The following is a 21043-nucleotide window of genomic DNA, read 5'->3' on the forward strand; positions in this document are numbered from 1 at the left end:
ACGATCGGGCAAAAGGAGCGAGTCGAACATGTTCCGACCAAACTGTATGCCCCAGTAGCGGCAGCCACCGATATGGTCGCACTGCGTCCGCAGATCGCACTCACTGTCGTGATGGGGATCGCCTTCGTCGGGCTGGCTGTCTTTCTCACCCGGCGGTATCCACAGACGGTATCGGGGGGCGGAAGGCAGGGCTACGGCACGCCGGAATCGGTCGTCCACGAGAAGCCCAGCGGGATCCTCCGCTGGCTCACCACGGTCGATCACAAGGATATCGGGCTGCTCTACGGAGCGTTCGCCGTCATCTCGTTCGCGTGGGGTGGGATCGCCGTCGTCCTGATGCGCTTCGAGTTGATTACGCCCGCCGCTGACCTGCTGGGGCGGTCGACGTACAACGTCCTGCTGACGAGCCACGGCGTGACGATGCTGTTCCTCTTCGGGACGCCGGTCCTCGCGGCGTTCTCGAACTACCTCATTCCGCTGGTGATCGGCGCCGACGACATGGCCTTCCCGCGGGTCAACGCCATCGCCTTCTGGCTACTGCCGCCGGGCGCGCTGCTCATCTGGGGTGGCATCCTTCTCGGGCCGTTCATCTCCGGGATCGAAGGCGCCCAAACCGCATGGACGCTGTACGCGCCGCTGTCGATCGAGCAGCCCAATCCCGGCGTTGACCTAATGATCCTCGGCCTGCACCTGACCGGCGTCGCGGCGACGATGGGGGCGATCAATTTCATCGCCACCATCCTCACTCAGCGCGACGAGGAGGTCGGCTGGGCAAGCCTCGATCTCTTCTCGTGGACGATCCTCGTCCAATCAGGACAAATTCTCTTTGCGTTCCCGTTGCTCGGCAGCGCGCTGCTGATGCTCGTCGCCGACCGCAACTTCGGGACGGCTTTCTTCGCTGCCGAGGGCGGGGCGATCCTCTGGCAACACATCTTCTGGTTCTTCGGCCATCCCGAGGTCTACATCCTCGTGTTGCCGCCGATGGGGCTCATNAGNTNNATTCTNCCGNNGTTCGCCGGCCGGAAGCTGTTCGGCTACAAGTTCGTCGTCTACTCGACGCTCGCCCTCGGNGTGCTCTCCTTCGGCGTCTGGGCCCACCACATGTTCNCCACGGGCATCGACCCNCGGNTNCGNGCNNNNTTCATGGCCGTCTCNATTGCGATTGCGATTCCCTCGGCGGTGAAGACGTTCAACTGGATCGCCACGCTGTGGGGCGGTCGGCTCCGGCTGACGACGCCGATGCTGTTCTGTCTCGGGTTTATTGCCAATTTCATCATCGGCGGCGTCACCGGCGTCTTCGAGGCGTCGATTCCGGTCGATCAGGTGCTGCATGACACCTACCACGTCATCGCCCACTTCCATTACGTCATCATGGGTGGCATTGCCTTCGCAGTGTTCGCGGGGATCTACTACTGGTTCCCGCTGTACACCGGGCGGTGGTACCAGCGCACGCTCGGCAAAGCGCACTTCTGGCTGACGATGGTCGGGACGAACCTGACCTTCTTCCCGATGATCCTGCTGGGCTACGGCGGGATGCCGCGGCGGTACGCCGCCTACACCGGCTCAGTGGGGCCGATGGAGTACTTCGCCTCGCTGCACCAACTCGCCACGGTGGGCGTCGTCCTGTTGACGATCGGCCAGCTGATCTTCGTCTGGAACCTCGTCTCCTCGTGGCTGGAGGGCAAACGCGTCGAGAGCGGCGACCCGTGGAACCTCGAACGCGACGGCATGAACACCCGCGAGTGGGAGTGGTTCGCCGAAAAGCTCGACACTGATCCAGCCGTCGCCGACGGCGGCGACCCTGACGCCGAGCCGACGGCGGACTGACGACGCTGGCGACGTTGCCCGCGAACGACCGTCAATGCCGAATCGATCGTCGATAGCGAATCGGTCATCGATAGCGAGTCGATGCCGAACATCATCGGGGTAATGGGTATTCTGTGGTCGGGACAACATCCGAGTATGGCCGCCGACTCCGTAACCTACGCACAGACGGTCGATGCACGGGCAATCGACGGCGAACCGTTCAGCGATATCATGGCCGCGATCAACAACATCAGCGAGGATGAGACGGCCCTGTTGATCAACAGCTTCGAGCCGAAACCGCTGTACCCCGTGCTCACCCGCAAGGGCTACGAGTACGATACCACGCAGGTCGCCGACGACGAGTGGCGCGTGGCGATCAGTCACGCCTAACATCTTCGGGGCCAGGCCCATGCCCGCGGCGTCGCAACCGGTGGCTGTATGCCAACCACCACGCTCGATGTCCGCGAAATTCCCCCGCCACAACGACATCCGAAGATTCACGCCGCCTTCGAGGCGTTGGACGCCGGCGAGTCGCTGACGATCATCAACGACCACGATCCGAAGCCGCTGTTCTACGAGATGCAGGCCGAGGTCGACGCCTTCGACGCCGAAAACTACGCGGTCGAACAGCGCAACGACAACGAGTTCGCTGCGACGTTCCCGAAACAGTAGTCGCTGGCGACGCAGACAGAGTCCGCCTCACTCAGCGTTTTTCAACCGCGGTACACACGTGAAAACCATGGGCGAGCAACCGTGTAAACGGGAGTACTGTCCCGACTGCGAGCGGGAGGTCGCCGTCGTCGAGCAGGAGTGTCCTGATTGTGGTCGCGTGCTCAACGCGAACTGAGCTAGTCGCGCCAGATCGCCGTCACCACGGCGTCATCGGTTTCGACCGTCTCGTAGCTGTAGCCGCGGTCCGCTACCTTCGGAAAGAGGTGTTGGGGCGCGCGGTCGTTGCGCTGGACCAACACCGTCTCGTCGTCCAACTCGGCCAGCCGTTCAAGCGTCTGCTGGAGGGGCTGCGGCGGTGGCAACTCCCGAGCATCGAGCGTCTCGCGCGGCCGGTCGGTCGGGGCATCAGTCTCAGCGAGGATCGTACCCAGGTCGGTCATACTGTTGCCAACGGGACACAGCCACAGAGACATATTGCCGAATATATTCGGCTATCTGATCGCCGAAACGAACGGCGTCGATACAGGCTGAGGGCGAACATCTTCGGCACTCGGTTTTAGCGGACGGATCGAAAAAGGCCACCAACAACCCGCGCTGCTGCCGTTCCGAGCTATGGATCTCACTTCACCATCCGACGGCCGCCAGCCCGAGGCCGCCGCCGAGCGCGACGGCGTCGACAGCGTGGCGACCGGGAGCGACACGGCCGAAACCGACGCCATCACAGCCGAAACCGACACCATCGACCCCGCAGCCGTCCAGCAGGCGATCCGCACCCACGGCGAGCGGATCAAACAGCGCGAACTGCAGCAAGCGATGCATCGGCTTGCGGCCGAAACGTCGCTGACGCCCGCCGAGCAGCAGATCATCGAGGAAATGGCGGATTCGCTCCTCGATGAGTTGCTGGCGACGCCGGAATCCGTGCTGGCTGCGGCCGACGACGAGGACACCCTCCGGACGGTCGTCGAACTGTTCGATCCGACCGAGTAGCCGGACGGTTCGCAGAACGAGCCGAACATCTTCGGCAGCACGCGCAGGGGCGTCGATGCCGTACGATCGGTATGACCGTCGTTCCGAACGATCTCGACACCGACAGCGGCCCGCCAACGCGAGTGCCGCTCCAGCACTTCCTCGTCGCCCTCGGCTGTCTCTGTCTCGCCGTCGGGCTCGGCGTCCTCACGGCGTTCGGACAGGGAGCCGCTGGCCTGACCCTCGCGCACGTCCACCTCCTGCTGGCCGGCTGGGTCTGTATCACGATCATGGGCGCGATGACGCAGTTCGTTCCCGTCTGGTCGGGCGCGACGCTGCATTCCCGGCGGCTCGCGCGGTGGCAGTTGTGGACGGTCGCTGCCGGCCTGCTCGGGGTTGCCGGCGCGTTCGCCCTCGGGCAGTTCCGGCTCGTCGCCGTGTTCGGGACCGTGCTGCTGGCCGGCTTTTGGCTGTTCGCCTACAACATCGGCCGGACGCTGTGGGGGCTACCCGAGTACGATATCACCGAGCGACACTTCGCGCTCGCCCTCGGGTTTCTGGTGGTAGCGACGACGCTCGGACTGATTTTGGCCCTCGATTTCAGAGTCGGGCTCCTCGGTTCGGTAAGCGTCCCGCGAACGGCCGTCGTCACCGCCCACGCGACGCTGGCCGTCTTCGGCGTCGTCATCACGACCGTACTCGGCGCGCTCTACCAGTTGGCGACGATGTTCACCCAAACGGAACTCCACGGGATCGACCGGCCGCTCCGCCGGCTGGAGGCCGTCGGCTACCCGGTCGGCGTCCTCGCGCTCGCGGGCGGCCGACTGCTCGAATCCGCGCCGCTGGCGACCGCGGGCGGGCTGCTCGTCGCCGCGTCGCTGGGCGGGTTCAGTGTGATTCTCGCCAGACGACTCGTCGAGACGCAAGTCCCGTGGACGCCGATGTGCTCGCGGTACGCCGTCGCCGCGGTGGCACTCGCCGGCTGGGCTGTCCTCGCCGTCCCGGCGTGGTTCGCCGACCCGCTGGCCGGCGCGACGGTCTTCGGCGCGCCACGGACGCTGTACCTGCTGGTCGTCGGCGTCGTCGGCTTCGTTGTCCTCGGTACGCTGTACCACATCGTCCCGTTTATCGTCTGGGTCGAGCGGTACAGCGACCGGCTGGGCTACGAGCCGGTCCCGATGATCGACGACCTCTACGATGACCGCCTCGCAGCCCTCGATTTCGGCCTGCTGGTCGTCGGCACCGCGGGCCTCGTCGCCGCCGACTGGCTGGGGTGGCCGACTGCCGCGGCCGCCGCCGGCGTCGTATTGCTGGCCGGCGTCGCCGTCTTCCTCGCAAACATCCTCGGCGTGATCCGCACGCACAGCCACGACTCGCTGGCGACGATTCTCGGAGTGGCGGTAGGCGGGGAATCGGCGTCGGCGACGACGGAGGCCGGTGAGACGGCCGAGGTCGACAGCGGCTAAACCGTCGGATCGAGCACCGCGCCGACACGCGAGACGTGCCTTCGATGCAATCTTATACTGTCCGTGAAAATCACGTCCCGTATGCCGACGGACACGGCACGTTCCCGACCGGCCAGCATCGCGCGACAGAGCACCAGCTCTCTGTCGGGACGCACACCGACACCGTGTCCGACCACAACACCGGATTGCACGACGCAGCGAGGTGATCGCCAATGAGCGACGCCACAAGCGAGGTCCAGACCCACACGATCCGGCTCGAACTCGTCGACGAACCCGGCGAGTTGTTGCGAGCCCTCGAACCGATTTCGGAGGCCGGCGGCAACCTCATGTCGATCTACCACGAGCGGGGCAACGTCACCCCGCGGGGACATATCCCCGTCGAGGTCGACGTCTCCTGCGCGCCGGATCGCTTCGAGCGGATCGTTGACTCCCTGCGTGAGGCCGGCGTCAACGTGATTCAGGCCGGCTCCGAACGGTACGACGAAGAGCTGGTCGTCCTGCTGGTCGGCCACCTCGTTGACACTGACCTCTCGGATACCCTCCAGCAGGTCGAAGCCTGTGCCAACGCGTCGCTGACCGACCTCTCGCTGTCGGCTCCCCGCGGTAACGACGACAGTTCGAGTGCCCGGGTGCGCCTCAAGACGAAATCGGGGACGACCGACGAGGTGCTCTCGGCACTCCGCGAGATCGCCGACGGCAAGGACCTCCATGTCATCGAACCGCTCACGGAGGGCAACCAATGACTGGCGCGCGACTCGCCGTCCTCGGCGTCGGCGCGGTCGGCCGCTCGGTCGTCGAGTTAGCCGACGAGTACGGCCACACCGTCACCGCCGTCGCCGACTCCTCCTCGGCCGTGATCGACCCTGACGGCGTCGACACCGAGGCCGTCCTCGACCGCAAAGCCGACGACGGCGTCGTTGGCGACAGCGATCCCGACGNGGCNCTCGANGCCGANTACGACGTNCTNGTCGAGGCGACGCCGACGACGCTNGGGGACGCCGAACCCGGCTTCTCGCACGTTCGGCAGGCGCTCGAACGCGACCGCCACGTCGTGCTCGCGAACAAGGGNCCGGTCGCCGAGCGGTACNGCGANNTCCGCGNNCTGGAGGCCGACAGCGAGGGGCAGATCCGCTTCGAGGCGACCGTCGGCGGCGCGATCCCGATCCTCTCTACCATTGACGACTTCGGCGCGGACCATATCACCGCCGCTCGGGGCGTCCTCAACGGCACGGCGAACTTCATTCTCTCGCGGATGGCCGCCGAGGGACTGGATTACGATCACGTCCTCGCGGAGGCCCAAGACCTCGGCGTCGCCGAGGCCGATCCGACATTCGACGTGGAGGGGATCGATGCCGCGCTCAAGTTCGTCATCCTCTCGAACACCTTAGCCGACGGCGATCAGGAGTTCACCCTCGATGACGCGACCGTGGACGGAATCACCGATATCCCCGGGACCGCGCTCGAACTCGCCGCAGAAGACGGCCGGACGATCCGGCTGATCGGCGAATCGACGCCGGAGGGCGTCAGCGTCGCGCCGCGACTCGTCCCCGACGACGGGCCGCTGTCGGTGACGGGGACGCTCAACATCGTCCAACTGGAGACGACGCATGCCGGCCGACTCAACATCAGCGGCCGCGGTGCCGGCGGCCCCGAAACGGCGACCGCGGTGCTGTCGGATGTGAGTCGGCTCACTGAGAACTAAGTCGGTCGCGTCGGAGTCGACTACCTCGATTGTCGAGAAACACTACGGACGATTCGAGTTGCCTGCGTTGTCGCTGCCGCCGTTGCCGCTTCGTGCGTTGTCGCTGCCGTCGTTGCCACTGCCGCGCTCGGTGTCGTCTTGCGTATTGGTTCTATCACGCTCAGCCGACTGCTGTGTGCGGTCCTGCTCGCCGTTCTGCTCGGCGTCGACACCACCGCGCTCACCGGCCGGTCCCGCCTGCGATCCATCACGGGGGCTGCGGTCCGCGCCCGGCGGTTCCGTCAGTGGGCCGCGGGCGTCGCCAGCAAACGGGTTCCGGGCCGCGGTTCCGCCGATCGAGCGGGCGATGTCGGCGGTTTCAGGGCCGCCGAGATCGCGGGCCTCGCTGCGGAGCTGTTCGATGGCGGAGACGTTGATGTTGTTGCGCTCCCGGACCGCCTCGGGGAGGTCGCTGGCGGTGCGGTTCAGTTGGTCGGCGTCGCGTTCGGCGTCGGCCGCCTGTGCGGCGACGGTGGCGACTCTGGCGCGGTACTCGGCGTCGGAGATGTTTCCGTTCGCGCGGGCGTCCCGGAGGTCGGCGAGCCGGTCAGCCTGCTCGGCGACCTGAGCGCGCGTTTCGTTCTGTCGTTCGGCGATGATCGCGGCGCGTTCCTCGTCGCTGTCGGCGTTGGCGACGCGGAGACCGAACGTCCGGTTGTCGAGATCGCCGGTGACTTCGGCCTGCTGGATGCCGACGACGCCGGCGAGCCGTGCGCCCGGTGCGGTTTCGTTGGCTGTCGTGTCGTTCGCGTCGATCTGTTGGACAGTGCCCGGCCCGGGGGCGGCGGTGACGCCGCCGGCGATGGCTGCCAGTGCGACCACCGTGGCCGCGAGGAGGGCGGTGCCGAACAGGGTCGTATGTCGGTTCATTACGGTTGCTCCTACGGGCCTGTATTGCTTATAAACCGACGGTGATGTCGCCGAATTACCGCCGTTTTCGCCGATTTACGGCCGTTTCGCCCCACCGTCTGCTTGCGATTCGGGCTGAACCGGGTGAACCGATTACTCCTCGTCATTATCAGTCAATCCCTCGTCAGGATAGGTCAGCACGTTCTCCCGGCCGATTCGGAAGGAGTCGATCGTCCCCTCCTCGCGCAGCCCGCTGACGACCTTGCTCGTCTTGGCGTCGGTCCAGCCGAGCTCCTCGACGACCTGTTTCTGTTTCATCCGGCCGCCGTTCTCGTCGAGCAGCTTGAGGACCTGTTCCTCGTTGCTGAGGAGTTCCGGATCGGGCTCGTCGGCCGCGGTCGCGGCTCCAGCCGAGGCCGATTCGGTCGAGGTCGATTCGGTCGACTCCGCGGTGTCGGCTGTCTCGTTCGGTTCCGCGTCGGAGGCGGACTCGGCGTCGGCGTCGCTCGTCGCTGTATCGGTCGTGTCCGTGCTGGCGGTCGCCGCAGCAGCTGTGTCGCCGTCGCCATCGCTGCCATCGTTTCGCTGGCGGTAGTACCAGCCGCCGACGCCCGCGAGGAGCAGGAGGCCGATCACTCCCCCAATGAGGCCGAGGCTGAGCCCGCCACCGGGAGCGATGACGACCCGCGGCTCGCCGCCCACGAAGTCAGTCGATTCACCGTCCCAGACGACGGCGTTGTCGGGTGTTTCGTCGGGGTCGGGCGTGACCGACTGGGCCGTGTAGTCGGCGGGCCACTGCACCCGAAGGCGGGTCTGGTCATCGAGGAAGAAGCCGTCGATGGCGTCGCCGACGCGGAGCTCGCCGTCAGCTGTCTGGGCGAAGTTCTGCCACGTGAAGCTGTAGGTCACGATGCCGTACTCCCGGCCGAGCGACTGTGTCTCGGTGTCGACGCTGAACTCCTCAGCGGCCATCTCCCGGCCGGTGGCGTTCTCGGCGTCGGCGACCGACCGCCGGATGCGCTCGGCGAAGGGATCGGTGTAGGCGGCCGGGTCGTCGGCGATGTCGGCCTGGAGCGATTCGAAGGCGGCTTCCTCGTCGTCAGTATCGAGGACGCGCCGGAAGGCGAGTTCCCACTCGGCGGTGCCGTCCTCGGTGACGCTGATCGTGATCCGTACGTCGTCGGCGTCGACGGCCGTCTGTTGGGCGACGAATCCCGTCTGGCCGGCGGCGGGTGCCGCAACGGTCGTCGCGCCGATCAGCGTGGTGGCGAGCAGAGCCACCAGAAGCCCGGTCCGCAGTTCCATAGGGGGTCGTTGGCGTGCGATGAGTTAATACCCCGGATCGACGGAGGCTGGGGATTCCGGCGCGATTGGGACGCTGGCACGGGCCGCCGAGCGGCCGCGCTGCATGGGACATGCTCCCACAAACCGCAAGAGGGCAGCGGGCTCCCCCGGCCGACGTATCGTAATGGTTTTACGGGGAACTGTCGAAAGAACCCTCACAGANCGCCTTAGCGCGTGANNTNNNNCCATGAGCGACAAACCGCATCAGAACTTGGCCGTCATCGGCCACGTTGACCACGGAAAGAGTACGATGGTCGGGCGGCTCCTGTTCGAGACAGGGTCCGTACCGGAGCACGTCATCGAGCAGTACCGAGAGGAGGCCGAGGAGAAGGGCAAGGGCGGCTTCGAGTTCGCCTACGTGATGGACAACCTCGCGGAGGAGCGCGAGCGCGGGGTCACCATCGACATCGCCCACCAGGAGTTCGACACTGACTCCTACTACTTCACCATCGTCGACTGTCCGGGCCACCGTGACTTCGTGAAGAACATGATCACGGGCGCCTCGCAGGCCGACAACGCCGTGCTCGTCGTGGCGGCGGACGACGGTGTCCAGCCCCAGACGCAGGAGCACGTCTTCCTCGCCCGCACGCTCGGCATCGACGAGCTCATCGTCGCGGTGAACAAGATGGACCTCGTCGACTACNANGAGNGCNNNTACNAGGANGTCNNNGACGAAGTCACCGACCTCCTCAACCAGGTCCGCTTCGATACCGAGAACGCGAGCTTCATCCCGATTTCGGCTTTCGAAGGCGACAACATCGCCGAGGCCTCNGANAACACGNNNTGGTACNANGGCGANACNCTGCTGGANGCNCTCAACNACCTGCCGGANNCNNAGCCGCCGACGGACGCGCCGCTGCGTCTCCCCATTCAGGACGTCTACACCATCTCCGGCATCGGGACGGTCCCGGTCGGCCGCATCGAGACGGGGACGATGTCCCCGGGCGACAACGTCTCCTTCCAGCCCAGCGACGTGGGCGGCGAAGTGAAGACGGTCGAGATGCACCACGAGGAGGTGCCGCAGGCCGGCCCCGGTGACAACGTCGGGTTCAACGTCCGCGGCATCGGCAAGGACGACATCCGCCGTGGCGACGTCTGTGGCCCGGCCGACGACCCGCCGACGGTCGCCGAGACGTTCCAGGCGCAGATCGTCGTCATGCAGCACCCGTCGGTCATCACGGCCGGCTACACGCCCGTCTTCCACGCCCACACGGCGCAGGTCGCGTGTACCATCGAGTCCATCGACAAGAAGATCGACCCCTCCTCCGGCGAGGTCGCCGAGGAGAACCCGGACTTCATCCAGTCNGGCGACGCCGCNNTCGTNACNGTCCGNCCGCAGAANCCGCTCAGCATCGAGCCNTCGNGNGAGATNCCGGAGCTCGGNAGCTTCGCGGTNCGGGACATGGGCCAGACCATCGCGGCCGGCAAAGTCCTCGAAGTCAACGAGCGATANATGCAGCANGCACGNGTCCGCCTCGCNGGNACCNNCCCCGAGGACCTCGANGACATCTGCGACGACGTCCGNGAGATCGCNGANAANACCGGCGTCNNGCTNNNNGGNCCGNTNCCGCTNCCGACGAAGNNGCTGGANGTNCCNNCNCGNAAGTCNCCNGACGGNGANGGNACNGCGACGTGGGAGCACTGGGAGATGCGCGTCCACAAGCGGCTNATCGANNTNGANGCCGACGANCGCGCNCTCCGNCAGCTNATGCGNNTNCAGGTNCCCAACGANGTCAGCATCGAGATCGTCCTCGAAGACTAACCTCGTCGTCCCCGCGGCCGCTGTCGCCGCGCTAAGGCCTTCGCGGCCCGCTGTTTTCGCTTGTTTTTGCCCACGTAGTGACCACATTGCTATCTGGTCGCCGGGCTTTTCGCTCTCGCCACGGGAAGGGACGTATGCCCGACGACGAGACGCCGAGCGACCGGATGAGCGAGCGCGTCGCGGGGAGCCGGCTGAAACAGTGGCTCTTGCTTGAGGCTGACCGCTGGCTCGTCACGGGGCTGTTGCTCGCCGTCGTCTTTGGCGCGCTCGTCGGCATCGGGACGCTCGTGCCGGGCGGGGCGGCCGCCATCCGATCGGGCGACCCCATCGGGACGCTGTTTCAGGGACTACTGACGGCGACGATCACGGGCGTCACGCTCGTGCTCACGCTGAATCAGCTGGTGTTATCGCAGGAACTCGGAGCCGTCGGCGACCAGCGCGATCGGATGGACGGCGCAATGGCGTTCCGTGATGACGTTGCCACGGAGATCGGCACGCCGGTCAGCCCCGCCCGGCCCGCGCAGTTCCTCCGCGCGCTCGTCGACGTGGCTGGCGAACGGGCCGCCGACCTCCGAGCGGCTGTCTCGGAAACCACCGACGCAGAGCTACGGGAGGAGATCACCGAGTTCAGCGACAGCCTCATCCAGAACGCCGAGCAGGTGTCGGCCAGTCTCGACGACGAGCAGTTCGGGACCTTCGATATGATGTCGTCGGCTCTCAATTTCAACTATTCGTGGAAAATCTTCGCCGCACGGCGGATCAGCGAACGGTACGCCGACAGCCTCGGTGCCGACGCCGACGACACCCTCGATGAGTTGATCGCGGTGCTGAAACTGTTCGGGCCGGCGCGGGAACACTTCAAGACGCTGTACTTCCAGTGGGACCTGATCAACCTCTCGCGGCAGATTCTCGCTGTCTCCGTCCCGGCACTGCTCGTCTCGGCGGTGATGATCGTCTTTTTCGATGCGGCCGACTACGCCGGCACGGTCGCCGGGGTCGACACGCTCGTCGTCGCCGTAGCGGCCGCGACGACGCTCGCCGTGCTGCCGTTTATGCTGTTGATCGCCTACGTGATGCGGATCGCAACCGTCACGAAACACACGCTGTCGATCGGCCCGTTCATCCTCCGGGAGACTGACGACGTGAGCGAAGTCGAGTGGGATCAATAAACGGCCCGCGACCGCCACACCGCATATCGGGCAGCTAACCCATTCCTGGTGGACTGAAAGGGCGAGGCTCTCTCGGCGAACCCGGACGACGCAAGCACCGCAGGAGTGAGCAACGCGAACGACGAGGAGCGCAGCGAGTCCCGGGAGCCGAGAGAGCCGAGGGCTTTCTACACCTCTGTCTCGCACACTGCTTATTTGGACGCCCTCTTGACGCGCCTCTTTTAATCGCCCTCGAATAACGTCGTGTATGGGTCGGAGTCCGACAATCGACACGCTCGGGGTGGTGCTGGTGGTTTTCCTCCTCCAACTCTTGCTCTCACTCGTCGGCCTCGGCGGGCTGTTCGTCCTCGCGCCGCCGATTACCGACGCGCCGGTGACGATCATCACCAGCATCTACGCCCACGCTTCGCTGGGCCATCTCATCGCCAACAGCGTCGTCCTCTTCGTGGCCGGGATCGCGGTCGAACGACGGACGACGTGGCTGCGCTTCCAGCTGTTTTTCATCGCCGTGGGCGCGCTGGCCGGTGTTGCGCAGGTCGTCGTCAGCGGACTGCTCGGGCCGGCGACGCCGGTTCTCGGTGCCAGCGGCGCGGTCTTCGGGCTGGTCGGCTATCTGCTGGCCGGCAACACGGTGTCGACGACGCTGCGGGATCGGGTGCGGCTCTCCCCGCGCGTGCAGGTGGCGATCTACGCGGCGGCCGCGCTGGCGGTGACGGTGCTGACCGGGCGGCCGGGGGTCGCGCTGGTCGCGCATTTTACCGGGCTGTTCGTCGGTTTGCTGGCTGGCGCGGTGGGGCTACTCGACGCGTAGTCGGGCGAAACAGAAGCTACAAGTGTGCTGCAAGGTTGCGATAGAGTGCGGGCTCGTAGATCAGCGGTAGATCGCTTCCTTCGCAAGGAAGAGGCCCCGGGTTCAAATCCCGGCGAGTCCATTTCTGAACGCAGTGAAGAAATGGCGAGCCGAGCGCGAGCGTAGCGAGCGCGTGGATTTGAAGCCCTACCAGTCGCGCGCAGCGAACGCAGTGAGCGAGCACGTCTGGTTCTGGGTTCAAATCCCGGCGAGTCCACTCACCTCGCTTCGCTCAAACCGTCTTCTCTCTATCTACTATACTGATATCCAACATACTACGTCCAGATTCAGCATCAATGACTTTGAGTGGATATTGCTTGACCGCTTTTGAACGGTCTTTTTCTAAGAAAACTTCAAGAATAACCTGAAATTGTCGCTTGGAAATATTTCCACATGATAGTGTTAATGGATCGTATTCAAAATCATGTTCTTCTAGAGGAATATCGCGGAATTCTGCATATACCTCGTCGGGAGTGCTAAATTCTAAGTGAAAATCATCTCTCTGTGGGGATATGTCCACAAGGAATGTGATCACACATTCACCATTCTGAATGTGGGCCTCATTGCGTTGTTCTGCTACCTTATCCGCTGTTCGCTTACCATTTTCTTTTGTGGTTGGTGTATACGAGATATCAATCCCGAATGGCCGGTAATACAAATAATATGAACTGGCTGGCAACACGTAAATTGCAGCAGCAATAACTTGAAGCAATTTTGAACCAAATAGTGAGGAGAGAATCCAACAAACGGTCCCAACTAATCCAGTTGTTTGGAAAGTCGTGGATGAAAAATAATCTGATAGGGCAGGATGGATATGCTTCTTAATTATCGATGCGATTCCTTCCATTAGTTAGGTCAGTCAGCGATCACATCTCTCTCAAATAATTGAACAATGTATTCTGTCGCTTGCTCCCAGTCGCTGTTGATGTTGAGACTCCCACTCTCATAATGGGCTAAAATTTTCTCATCTCCGTATGAGAACGCGACAGTAGCTTCTTCGACTGGATGCGATCCGATTATTTCACTCTTGCTTGTCGTTTCGAGTTCATCAAACGGCACCTCTTCTCCATGATCGTTAATAATGGAAATGTCAATTATTTTATCTGCACCTTGCAAGAATTTCCAGAGTGATTGCCTATTGACGGTGAGATTTTGATGTATTCTAACACCATTTGGTGCTGCGGTGTTGAGACGTTTGATAATATCGTCCACTGAAGGTATATCTACGTCGAAATTAAGTATGAACATCTCTGATTCAGTCCGATATTCAAAATCGATTGGTATCGTTCGACCCGTGTCCCACATTGATTCTTCTTCATATGAGAGTTCACCTCTGTATACAGTTTGACTACTAAATGGATAATTCTCGCAGAGTGGAGAAACGGACTTGTGATGGAAGTCTTTGACTGAAATGCCGCCATTCGAAAGTTGTTCCAGTAGCTCTGGCGATCCTTCGTAGTCCGGCAATTTCGTACGCCGAATACTACTGGAACTCATGTTCTCATCTGTGTTTCAGACTGAGGGGATTATAATGCTTCAATATTCGCCCAGTCCAGACTGACGTTCTTGATACTCCTCACGATTACCCTTGTTTCGGTATTCTTTGATCACATCTTTCACTGGAAAAGTCACTTCAGCTCCCTGTTTCTCGCACTCATCGTAAATATCTCTAAAGAATTCTTTAGGAGGGAAGCGATCTTCAGGTGGCAAATCAACCCACTGATCGTACAAATCTATCAAAACGTCTAGGAAATATAAAGAAAGAGCCATCCGCTCAATTTTGCTAGAGCCGCTAATATCTTGATCCGCTTTGATATGCACACGCCCTTCTGAAGAGAGATTTGCGGCTACGAATCGGCCATCAATTTCGAATACACCTTCAAGACCTGTGAGAGCTTTATTACGTAAGATGCCCATCAGAGCAGTGGTAGATTTTGTTACGTCGGTTGAATTATCTACCGTGTTTCGCTTTCCGTAGCGATCCCGTTGTTCTCCTTCTATTTCACAATCGGTAAGCATAGAGGCTGAAAGATTCTCACCGAAGCTTTGGTTGCTCTTTTTTCGAGAGAACATCCAGAGTAAAAAGTCGGGATCAAATTCTATCTCACTTACTTTGATATATTCGCTTAGTTCATATTCGAGCAATTGCTTTGCCTTCCGGGCCTCAGTCTTATTTCCTTTAACGAATAAATAGTCGGGAGAACTCCAATATATATCGAAACTATCTGTATCACGAACGTCATTTGTCTTTAATTCGCCGTCTTCGTGGACTTCTCTGTGATCCCATTCCTCATATTCATATCTTATTCCATGCATGTGATCAACTTTATCTTCTAAACCTGCTTCAACTTCAGGAGATTCTTTCACATGCTGGTGGAAGTTCAGGATACGATATCCGTCGCTAGGCGCATCTGGGGAACCAACAGAGAAATCTGTGAGATTTTCATCGACAATTTGTTCAAGATCAAATCCAGCGTCAATTATATTGGTAGTGTAGAGGCCGTTGAAAACTAAATGGCCGTCATATTGAAATTCTCCAACTGAAGCATCCTTACTCATCAGATTAATCTGTTCATTCAGGATAAATATAATTTCGGGGATGAACCATTTTATTTGAACCCGTCACAAGCAGGAGGTATTGAGATTCACTCGTACCATCCAATTGATCACTGAATTCCACTGTATACTACTCGTTGTTCACGTCGATAGCTGCTTGCAACATCGCAGTGGTCTCGTCCGACAGCGTCTCGATGAGTCCGCAGAGCGACGGCTCGCCGAGTAGTCGTTCTATCCATCGAATCCGGGCTTCTACCCTCCTCGATTACTGCCATTACACCTATTACATCCGATTACATAGTTTCGAGCGTGCCCATCGACATCGACCGCTTCGAAGAGGGGTCGCCGCCCCGCCGCGATACCGGGGGGACGAACGCCGAGACGCTGCTCGCGTTTCTCGCTGACTCGCCAGAGCAGGCCTTCACGCCGAAGGAAATCCACGAGGCGACCGATGTGCCCCGCGGCAGCGTCGGCGTCGTGCTCTCCCGCCTCGAAGACCGGGATCTGGTGCGCCACCGTGGCGACTACTGGGCTATCACTGATGACGACGAACGACTCCGCTCGGCGTCTCAACTCCACCAGTTCCACGAAAGCGCAACCGAGCAGTACGGTGCGGAAGACCTCGAAACGCTACAGACCGACGAGATGGAGCGCGTGCAATGACCGAAGTTCGACGACCGCGACCGCCGCGATTCCGGGATGCTGCTGTCCGCACTCTCGACCGCGCAGGCGGCAACCGACCGATTCGGCTCAGAGGACCCCGACGAGTGGGGTCCCGGCGTCGATTCGGACGCCGAGAGCGACCAGTAAGCGGTTCTGATTGAGTACCACTACCGTTCAACAGTTTTCGTCGATCCACGCACACCACGCGCGAAAATCGTCTGCCTTGCACTGCTCGGCGATCTCTCGCAAGGTTCCTTCCCTGATTCGGCTGTGTTGTGGCACCGTGACGATCCGAATATCGTCTTCGTTGGTCGGGTGTTCGTACCGGAGTTTCACGTGGCTCCCGTCGCGGTCGACGATTCGATATCGGTTCCGTGTGAGGGCCTTGACCACGTCTCGACCGGAAAAATCAGTCGTCGGCATCCGAATTACTGCATGAACTCCGGCAGCTCGTCGGCCTCAGCACGCGCCTCCGAAACCTCGTCAGGGTCGATACCGAGATCGCGGAGGACTTCACGTTCCTCTGCCGGGGTTTCGATACTGTCCTCGTCGGATTCGTACAGCGCGACCGCCTCGTCAAGCATGTCGAGTGCCTCCGAGCGGGTGTCTCCACAGCTTGCGACCCCGGTTTCCTCATCGACCGCTGACCACCCACCATCCTCCTCTTCGATAAGGGTGATCGTCCGCGTGGTGCTCATACCTGTGTCTATGTCGGAATCAGGAATAAGGATTCGCCCTATTCGTCGAAATACCGCGCTCGCAACTGCGAGACGTAGCTTGCCTCCCAGCCTTTCGTCTCGACGAAATACGTTAACAACTGTTCGACGTACGCCTGCTCCAACACACCCCCAACAGCCAGCCGGCACAGCACGTGCGGCGTCGTGAACAGCGTGTTCCGATCGGCCAGTGCCAGCGCGACGAACAGGTAGTTGGTCGTGTTGAACTCATCGGTCACGAACATCGCCGCCTCAAGGTCGTTTGCGAGCCAGATCCCACGGGCTTCCCCGCGGTCAAGACCATACGACAGCGGCGCGTCGATATCGGCCGCCACGTCATGGGTCGTTAGCTGGTCGGCCGCACGCAACACCAGCGTCGCAGCCGCTGCGAGCAGGTCGTCACCGTCAGCGGCGTCGGTCACCTCGCCGAGGACGGCCGCCGGGACGTGAACATCGTAGGCAGTGAGAACGGTTTTCAGCGGATCGCCGCCGCTGGGAGCCCGCGGTCGGCCGTCAACGACTGGCGTCGCAAGGTTCAGAAGGACGTTCGTATCAACGACGACTGTCGGTGCCTCGGCCATCGTTACGTGTCGGTATCCTCGTCGCCGTCGGGCGTCCACGTCGGTACGTCGCCGTCGTAGAACGCCGCGTCACTCGGCAGCGACTCGGCGACCTGCGGCTCGGGTGGGTCCCGATCCAGCGACTCTTTCAGGAGTTGCATCCGCATCGCGTCTTCCGTGCCGAGAACTGATTCGACGACCGAGAACTCGACCTCGTCGGCGTAGTACGCCTCGCGCAGCCGCCGCCGGAAGGCCTCGTCGCCGGTGCGTTCGTCGAGTTCGCGCCGCAACGCCTCGATCAGGAGTTGTGTGCGGGACTCGCCGTCGAGATCGGCGACCGCATCGGCGCGGTCGACCAGCGACGCTGGCGCGTTAAAGTCGACGCGTGTTTTCTCCTCTGCACCCATATCTATGTGTAGACCATACACACAAATAGCTCTGGCGATGGCTGCTCTCACCAGCGGTTCACGACCGCTCGTCGGTTTCGACCAGCAGACGAACAGCCCCGACTCACCCCCGCGTCGACGTAGCGATGTCAGCAGAGCCGGAGCTGGGGAGCGTCGTCCGGATGATCTTCTTTTTGTGCAGTTCCGTGAACGGAGCCTCATCGGAACCGTCCATCCGGTCAGCATCGTTGAACCCGAGCGTGCCGATCGTACCCGTCGTTCCCGACCGCTGCCGAATGTCGAAGGTGGCATGCACGCTGTCGGAAATCCACTTGACAAGCCAGAGGCCGAGCCCGCTCCCGTGGTTCAGTTTCGATTCGGTCCCCTCGGAAATCGCGTCGATCTCACTTTGCGGGATACCGACACCGTTGTCCAAAATCCGGAGTGTGACTTCGTCGGTCGCCTCGCTTTCTTCGGTCTCGATCGTGATGACGACATCTTCGGGTGGTTTGTCGCTGTGCTCGATCGCGTTCTCGATCAGTTCCTCGACGGCGGTGCTGACCAGCGAGTTGCCGGCGATGCGGTGCGGGCCGGCGTACACCCGAAACGTCACCTCGGGGTGGGCTTCGTGGGCGTCGGCAACTGCCCGATCGATGACCTCGCGGAGGTTCACCCGCCGGAACCGGTAGTTCGAACTGTTGAGCCGGGAATCGATCGCCCGCATCTGCTCGCCGAGGGAGAGCAGTCGCTGTGAGATGGCCTGAATTTCATCGAACGGGGCCTCCGACTCACACTCACACTGCGCTCTGGCGAGGTCGGTGTACCCGGTGATGATCTCCATATCGTTCCGCAGATTGTGTCTGAGTACCCGGTTTATCACCTCCCGACGCTGGGTGAGGAAGTGGTCGTCAGTCACGTTCGTGCCGGTGAAGATCGGTGCGGAATCCGCAGCAAAGTGACCACGCGGATAGATCCGAAACTCGAAGATACACCACTCGTCCTCGGATAACCGGACGCGGGATTTCACCTGTTGTGGCCCACTATCAGCCAGCACCTCTGCGGCACAGTCGGTTAGCTGCCGCCCGTCGGCCGCATGGATACGCTCAAGGACGTTCTGATGGCCCCCATCGCCGAGATCGATAGTCGAATCGTCGCCGGCAGCAAGCAGACGGAACGCATCGGCGGCGACGATTTCGCCCGCAATATCGGCCTGATCTCCAACGAGAACAGCGCACAATGATTTCGTACCGGAGACCATTTTATTGTTCGCTTCTTTTAGGTGATAACAAATAAGATTTTGCGTACATTCCGACCTGAGAGCGCGAAAATCCCCCCGCAAGTGATTACCTGTTGAACAGAACAACAGCCCGATCGAGTAGCCAATCCGCGACGACTGCAGCGGTACTGATAGCGACCTGCTCAGCCCGATGCGTCCATCATGTTCACCGTTTTCCGTACCCAGCCGGTCGCGCCGCTGGGGTAGGAGTCAGACCGCTCCTCGGGCTGGAGGGTCCCCTCGCCGTCGACCGCTCGCACGACCACGTCGTGGCTGCCGTCGGGCGTGAACTCGTATCGCCACTGTCGCCACACGTCGTCGCCGGGGAGCGGTTCGGAGAGTTCGGCATCCTGCCACGTCGAGCCGCCGTCGGTCGAAACCTCGACGCGCTCGATGCCACGCGTGCCGGCGTAGGCGTGGCCGGCCAGTTCGAGCGTGCCGCCGTCGAGCATGGTGGTACTCCAGAGCTTGGCGATCGTGTTGACCGGGCCGGTGCCGTGCCAGCCGCGCTGTTCCCAGTAGCCGTCCATCTCCTCGTCGAGCAGTTCGATCTCGCTGAGCCACTTGACGTTCGTTTCGCCCCAGTGGCCGGGCACGAGCACGCGCACCGGGTGGCCGTGCGATTGCGGCAGCGGCTGGCCGTTCATCTCCCACGCGAGGAAGGCGTCTTCGAGGGCCTCGACGGGGAACTGGACGAAGTAGTCGTCCTCGGCCCGCAGCATCGCACAGTCACACTCGCCTTCCGGGTCGGCCTCATCGAGCAGCGGCTTGATCGGCGTGCCGGTCCAGACGGCGTTGTCGAGTTTCTCGCCGTTCAGGTCTTCGCCGACACACCGCAGCGTCACGTAGCGGTGTTCGGTCTCCCGGCTGGTCAGCTCGTCGTAGCTGACAGTCACATCCTCGCCGACCTCGCCGGTGATCGTCATCGACCAGTCGTCGGAGGGCACTTCGGGATCGAATTCGGCGATATCGACGTTGTAGAACTCGCCGATCTCGCTGACGAGCCCCGGCACGTCGCCGGTAATATCGAGCTGTTGGGACTCGGCTTGCTGTAGCTGTTGTTCGACCTCGCTACTGACATCGGCTTCAGTGGACTGGGTCGGTTCCTCGCTGGTGAGCCGGCCGATCCCGGCGGCGACGCCGACGAAGGCGAGCGCGCTGGCGATGGCGCGGCGGCGGGCTGGGTTGTGATCGGTGTCTGCCGTCGGGGCGACGGCGATCGCGGTGAAGATCAACACCGGCGCGCCCGCGCCGATCGCCAACACTGGATCGCCCGTGATCGCCGCCGTCACGCCCCACGCGAGACCGCCAGCGAGGGCGATCCCGAGTGTCGACTGCGTCAGTCGGTCGGCGACGCGCATGCCGAGGAGGGCAATCGCGCCCAGCAGGCCGGCAGCGAGACAGAACGACAGGGCGATATGCAGCAGGTGGCCTTCCTCGCCGATGTTGGTGATGAAGAACGCGACAATACTGCCCGGCGTGAGCCGGACGACCTGCGCGTCGATGGGGGCGACGATGAACTGCCGAGTGTAGCCGGCGACCGCATAGGAGCCGGCGACGCCAGTCGCTCCCGCAAGCACCGCAAACAGGAGTTCGGTGACAGTGACGTACTCGGTATCCCGAATCCGGTCGATCATCGATCGCTTCGCCTCCGTTGGGTGGTGACAGCGCGAGGGGCCGTCGCCGGCTGTCGCTGTGTCGCTGCGATGAACATACAGGCTAATCGGCCCGTAGCCTCATAAAACCAGATTGAAACTTTCGCCCGGATTCCGTGCAAACTCCGTTCAAACTTCACGCGAAAACCGGAGTGAAAGGCCGAAGAGCACCCAACACTGCCGCAGGCACGACTGGCTAACATGTGGGCAGTATATAATTCAAATATAGGACAAATTGGATCGGTGTGCCGTCTCACGCCCCGAGCTATCGACTCTCATGGGGGATTTACATGCCTCCGGCTCCTCGGTNNANTTGCAATGGCAAACGGTAAGGTTGACTTCTTCAACGACACNGGCGGCTACGGNTTCATNNNGACTGANGACGNNGACGANGACGTGTTCTTCCACATGGANGACGTCGGCGGCCCGGACCTCGANGAGGGNCAGGANGTCGAGTTCGACATCGAGCAGGCCNNGAANGGCCCGCGCGCGACGAACNTCGNGCGCCTGTAAGGCAGCCCCCCATCGAGCGGTAACGAGCGTCGCGGCATCGGCGCGATCCGATTTTCCGGATTTCTCACATTCCCAGCGGTGCGACCGTGGATT

22 protein-coding genes, 1 tRNA gene and 3 pseudogenes are annotated in these 21043 nt (G+C 62.0%); 14 read left to right on the forward strand and 12 right to left on the reverse strand.

Going from position 1 to position 21043, the window contains the following annotated elements; all coding sequences use genetic code 11:
* Positions 1–72: 72 nt before the first annotated feature.
* From EGH24_RS02250 to EGH24_RS02260, 3 genes are all read left to right on the forward strand, one after another.
* Entirely contained in the window at positions 73–1827 is a 1755-nt protein-coding gene (locus tag EGH24_RS02250) for a cbb3-type cytochrome c oxidase subunit I (RefSeq protein ID WP_142978551.1), read from the forward strand.
* Positions 1828–1962: 135 nt separating this feature from the next.
* Positions 1963–2196 (forward strand): DUF2249 domain-containing protein, encoded by a 234-nt coding sequence (locus tag EGH24_RS02255; protein WP_142978552.1) that lies wholly within the window; start codon positions 1963–1965, stop codon positions 2194–2196.
* 48 nt (positions 2197–2244) lie between these two features.
* The gene (locus EGH24_RS02260) at positions 2245–2478 is read left to right on the forward strand and encodes a DUF2249 domain-containing protein (protein WP_142978553.1); all 234 of its coding nucleotides are present in this window, start codon (positions 2245–2247) and stop codon (positions 2476–2478) included.
* Between the two features lie 176 nt (positions 2479–2654).
* Here the strand turns inward: EGH24_RS02260 and EGH24_RS02265 are convergent, their stop codons facing one another.
* Positions 2655–2918 carry a DUF2249 domain-containing protein gene (locus EGH24_RS02265; RefSeq protein ID WP_142978554.1) on the reverse strand — a complete coding sequence of 88 codons (264 nt, stop codon included), beginning with the start codon at positions 2916–2918 and terminating at the stop codon, positions 2655–2657.
* Positions 2919–3090: 172 nt separating this feature from the next.
* Here EGH24_RS02265 and EGH24_RS02270 point away from each other — a divergent pair, with 172 nt between their 5' ends.
* From EGH24_RS02270 to EGH24_RS02285, 4 genes are all read left to right on the forward strand, one after another.
* Positions 3091–3465 (forward strand): hypothetical protein, encoded by a 375-nt coding sequence (locus EGH24_RS02270; protein ID WP_142978555.1) that lies wholly within the window; start codon positions 3091–3093, stop codon positions 3463–3465.
* Positions 3466–3536: 71 nt separating this feature from the next.
* On the forward strand, positions 3537–4910 hold the full coding sequence (locus EGH24_RS02275; protein WP_142978556.1) for a cbb3-type cytochrome c oxidase subunit I: 1374 nt from the start codon (positions 3537–3539) through the stop codon (positions 4908–4910).
* A gap of 212 nt (positions 4911–5122) precedes the next feature.
* A complete protein-coding gene (locus EGH24_RS02280) occupies positions 5123–5653 on the forward strand; it encodes an amino acid-binding protein (protein WP_142978557.1) in 531 nt (176 codons plus the stop codon).
* Positions 5650–6612, forward strand: a complete 963-nt coding sequence (locus tag EGH24_RS02285; RefSeq protein WP_142978558.1) for a homoserine dehydrogenase — start codon at positions 5650–5652, stop codon at positions 6610–6612. Before EGH24_RS02280 ends, EGH24_RS02285 begins: the two co-directional genes overlap by 4 nt.
* 42 nt (positions 6613–6654) lie before the next feature.
* Here the strand turns inward: EGH24_RS02285 and EGH24_RS02290 are convergent, their stop codons facing one another.
* The gene (locus tag EGH24_RS02290) at positions 6655–7521 is read right to left on the reverse strand and encodes a hypothetical protein (RefSeq protein WP_142978559.1); all 867 of its coding nucleotides are present in this window, start codon (positions 7519–7521) and stop codon (positions 6655–6657) included.
* 132 nt (positions 7522–7653) lie between these two features.
* Positions 7654–8805, reverse strand: coding sequence for a DUF7345 domain-containing protein (locus tag EGH24_RS02295; RefSeq protein WP_142978560.1), 1152 nt, complete (start codon positions 8803–8805; stop codon positions 7654–7656).
* Between the two features lie 226 nt (positions 8806–9031).
* Here EGH24_RS02295 and tuf point away from each other — a divergent pair.
* The 5 genes and pseudogenes from tuf to EGH24_RS02315 form a co-directional block, all read left to right on the forward strand.
* Positions 9032–10294 (forward strand): annotated as a pseudogene (gene tuf, locus EGH24_RS02300) (translation elongation factor EF-1 subunit alpha); the annotation flags it as partial.
* Positions 10295–10297: 3 nt separating this feature from the next.
* Positions 10298–10606: pseudogene (gene rpsJ / locus EGH24_RS15480) on the forward strand (30S ribosomal protein S10).
* 134 nt (positions 10607–10740) lie between these two features.
* Positions 10741–11775: a hypothetical protein gene (locus tag EGH24_RS02305; protein ID WP_142978561.1), complete on the forward strand. Its 1035-nt coding sequence runs from the start codon at positions 10741–10743 to the stop codon at positions 11773–11775.
* A 247-nt stretch (positions 11776–12022) separates the two neighbouring features.
* Positions 12023–12586, forward strand: a complete 564-nt coding sequence (locus EGH24_RS02310; RefSeq protein ID WP_142978562.1) for a rhomboid family intramembrane serine protease — start codon at positions 12023–12025, stop codon at positions 12584–12586.
* A 49-nt stretch (positions 12587–12635) separates the two neighbouring features.
* A tRNA-Ala gene (locus EGH24_RS02315) sits at positions 12636–12707 on the forward strand.
* A gap of 150 nt (positions 12708–12857) precedes the next feature.
* Here the strand turns inward: EGH24_RS02315 and EGH24_RS02320 are convergent.
* From EGH24_RS02320 to EGH24_RS02330, 3 genes are read right to left on the reverse strand one after another with little or no spacing between them, the layout of a single operon-like run.
* A complete protein-coding gene (locus tag EGH24_RS02320) occupies positions 12858–13472 on the reverse strand; it encodes a hypothetical protein (RefSeq protein ID WP_142978563.1) in 615 nt (204 codons plus the stop codon).
* 8 nt (positions 13473–13480) lie between these two features.
* A complete protein-coding gene (locus EGH24_RS02325) occupies positions 13481–14122 on the reverse strand; it encodes a hypothetical protein (RefSeq protein ID WP_142978564.1) in 642 nt (213 codons plus the stop codon).
* A 39-nt stretch (positions 14123–14161) separates the two neighbouring features.
* Positions 14162–15184, reverse strand: coding sequence for a hypothetical protein (locus tag EGH24_RS02330; RefSeq protein WP_142978565.1), 1023 nt, complete (start codon positions 15182–15184; stop codon positions 14162–14164).
* Between the two features lie 306 nt (positions 15185–15490).
* Between EGH24_RS02330 and EGH24_RS02335 the strand changes: the two genes are divergently transcribed.
* Entirely contained in the window at positions 15491–15844 is a 354-nt protein-coding gene (locus EGH24_RS02335) for a MarR family transcriptional regulator (protein ID WP_142978566.1), read from the forward strand.
* Positions 15845–16018: 174 nt separating this feature from the next.
* Here EGH24_RS02335 and EGH24_RS02345 read toward each other — a convergent pair whose 3' ends face one another.
* The 6 genes from EGH24_RS02345 to EGH24_RS02370 form a co-directional block, all read right to left on the reverse strand.
* On the reverse strand, positions 16019–16267 hold the full coding sequence (locus EGH24_RS02345) for a type II toxin-antitoxin system HicA family toxin (RefSeq protein ID WP_142978567.1): 249 nt from the start codon (positions 16265–16267) through the stop codon (positions 16019–16021).
* A 5-nt stretch (positions 16268–16272) separates the two neighbouring features.
* Complete coding sequence (locus tag EGH24_RS02350; RefSeq protein WP_142978568.1) at positions 16273–16542, reverse strand: type II toxin-antitoxin system HicB family antitoxin; 270 nt, start codon at positions 16540–16542, stop codon at positions 16273–16275.
* 38 nt (positions 16543–16580) lie between these two features.
* Positions 16581–17141, reverse strand: coding sequence for a hypothetical protein (locus tag EGH24_RS02355; RefSeq protein WP_142978569.1), 561 nt, complete (start codon positions 17139–17141; stop codon positions 16581–16583).
* Between the two features lie 2 nt (positions 17142–17143).
* Complete coding sequence (locus EGH24_RS02360; RefSeq protein ID WP_142978570.1) at positions 17144–17527, reverse strand: hypothetical protein; 384 nt, start codon at positions 17525–17527, stop codon at positions 17144–17146.
* A gap of 103 nt (positions 17528–17630) precedes the next feature.
* On the reverse strand, positions 17631–18764 hold the full coding sequence (locus EGH24_RS02365; RefSeq protein ID WP_142978571.1) for a sensor histidine kinase: 1134 nt from the start codon (positions 18762–18764) through the stop codon (positions 17631–17633).
* Positions 18765–18925: 161 nt separating this feature from the next.
* Complete coding sequence (locus EGH24_RS02370) at positions 18926–20419, reverse strand: molybdopterin-dependent oxidoreductase (protein WP_142978572.1); 1494 nt, start codon at positions 20417–20419, stop codon at positions 18926–18928.
* Positions 20420–20755: 336 nt separating this feature from the next.
* Between EGH24_RS02370 and EGH24_RS02375 the strand changes: the two are divergent.
* Positions 20756–20950, forward strand: a pseudogene (locus tag EGH24_RS02375) (cold-shock protein).
* Positions 20951–21043 lie beyond the last annotated feature (93 nt).

The organism is Halonotius terrestris (assembly GCF_006861665.1).
Classification (GTDB): domain Archaea; phylum Halobacteriota; class Halobacteria; order Halobacteriales; family Haloferacaceae; genus Halonotius; species Halonotius terrestris.

What these genes read in the sequence shown, in the direction of transcription:
- EGH24_RS02255 (WP_142978552.1), top strand. Translation starts at nt 1,963, where the DNA reads ATGGCCGCCGACTCCGTAACCTACGCACAGACGGTCGATGCACGGGCA.
- EGH24_RS02260 (WP_142978553.1), top strand. Translation starts at nt 2,245, where the DNA reads ATGCCAACCACCACGCTCGATGTCCGCGAAATTCCCCCGCCACAACGA.
- EGH24_RS02265 (WP_142978554.1), bottom strand. Translation starts at nt 2,918, where the DNA reads ATGACCGACCTGGGTACGATCCTCGCTGAGACTGATGCCCCGACCGAC.
- EGH24_RS02270 (WP_142978555.1), top strand. Translation starts at nt 3,091, where the DNA reads ATGGATCTCACTTCACCATCCGACGGCCGCCAGCCCGAGGCCGCCGCC.
- EGH24_RS02275 (WP_142978556.1), top strand. Translation starts at nt 3,537, where the DNA reads ATGACCGTCGTTCCGAACGATCTCGACACCGACAGCGGCCCGCCAACG.
- EGH24_RS02280 (WP_142978557.1), top strand. Translation starts at nt 5,123, where the DNA reads ATGAGCGACGCCACAAGCGAGGTCCAGACCCACACGATCCGGCTCGAA.
- EGH24_RS02290 (WP_142978559.1), bottom strand. Translation starts at nt 7,521, where the DNA reads ATGAACCGACATACGACCCTGTTCGGCACCGCCCTCCTCGCGGCCACG.
- EGH24_RS02295 (WP_142978560.1), bottom strand. Translation starts at nt 8,805, where the DNA reads ATGGAACTGCGGACCGGGCTTCTGGTGGCTCTGCTCGCCACCACGCTG.
- EGH24_RS02305 (WP_142978561.1), top strand. Translation starts at nt 10,741, where the DNA reads ATGCCCGACGACGAGACGCCGAGCGACCGGATGAGCGAGCGCGTCGCG.
- EGH24_RS02310 (WP_142978562.1), top strand. Translation starts at nt 12,023, where the DNA reads ATGGGTCGGAGTCCGACAATCGACACGCTCGGGGTGGTGCTGGTGGTT.
- EGH24_RS02320 (WP_142978563.1), bottom strand. Translation starts at nt 13,472, where the DNA reads ATGGAAGGAATCGCATCGATAATTAAGAAGCATATCCATCCTGCCCTA.
- EGH24_RS02325 (WP_142978564.1), bottom strand. Translation starts at nt 14,122, where the DNA reads ATGAGTTCCAGTAGTATTCGGCGTACGAAATTGCCGGACTACGAAGGA.
- EGH24_RS02330 (WP_142978565.1), bottom strand. Translation starts at nt 15,184, where the DNA reads ATGAGTAAGGATGCTTCAGTTGGAGAATTTCAATATGACGGCCATTTA.
- EGH24_RS02345 (WP_142978567.1), bottom strand. Translation starts at nt 16,267, where the DNA reads ATGCCGACGACTGATTTTTCCGGTCGAGACGTGGTCAAGGCCCTCACA.
- EGH24_RS02350 (WP_142978568.1), bottom strand. Translation starts at nt 16,542, where the DNA reads ATGAGCACCACGCGGACGATCACCCTTATCGAAGAGGAGGATGGTGGG.
- EGH24_RS02355 (WP_142978569.1), bottom strand. Translation starts at nt 17,141, where the DNA reads ATGGCCGAGGCACCGACAGTCGTCGTTGATACGAACGTCCTTCTGAAC.
- EGH24_RS02360 (WP_142978570.1), bottom strand. Translation starts at nt 17,527, where the DNA reads ATGGGTGCAGAGGAGAAAACACGCGTCGACTTTAACGCGCCAGCGTCG.
- EGH24_RS02365 (WP_142978571.1), bottom strand. Translation starts at nt 18,764, where the DNA reads ATGGTCTCCGGTACGAAATCATTGTGCGCTGTTCTCGTTGGAGATCAG.
- EGH24_RS02370 (WP_142978572.1), bottom strand. Translation starts at nt 20,419, where the DNA reads ATGATCGACCGGATTCGGGATACCGAGTACGTCACTGTCACCGAACTC.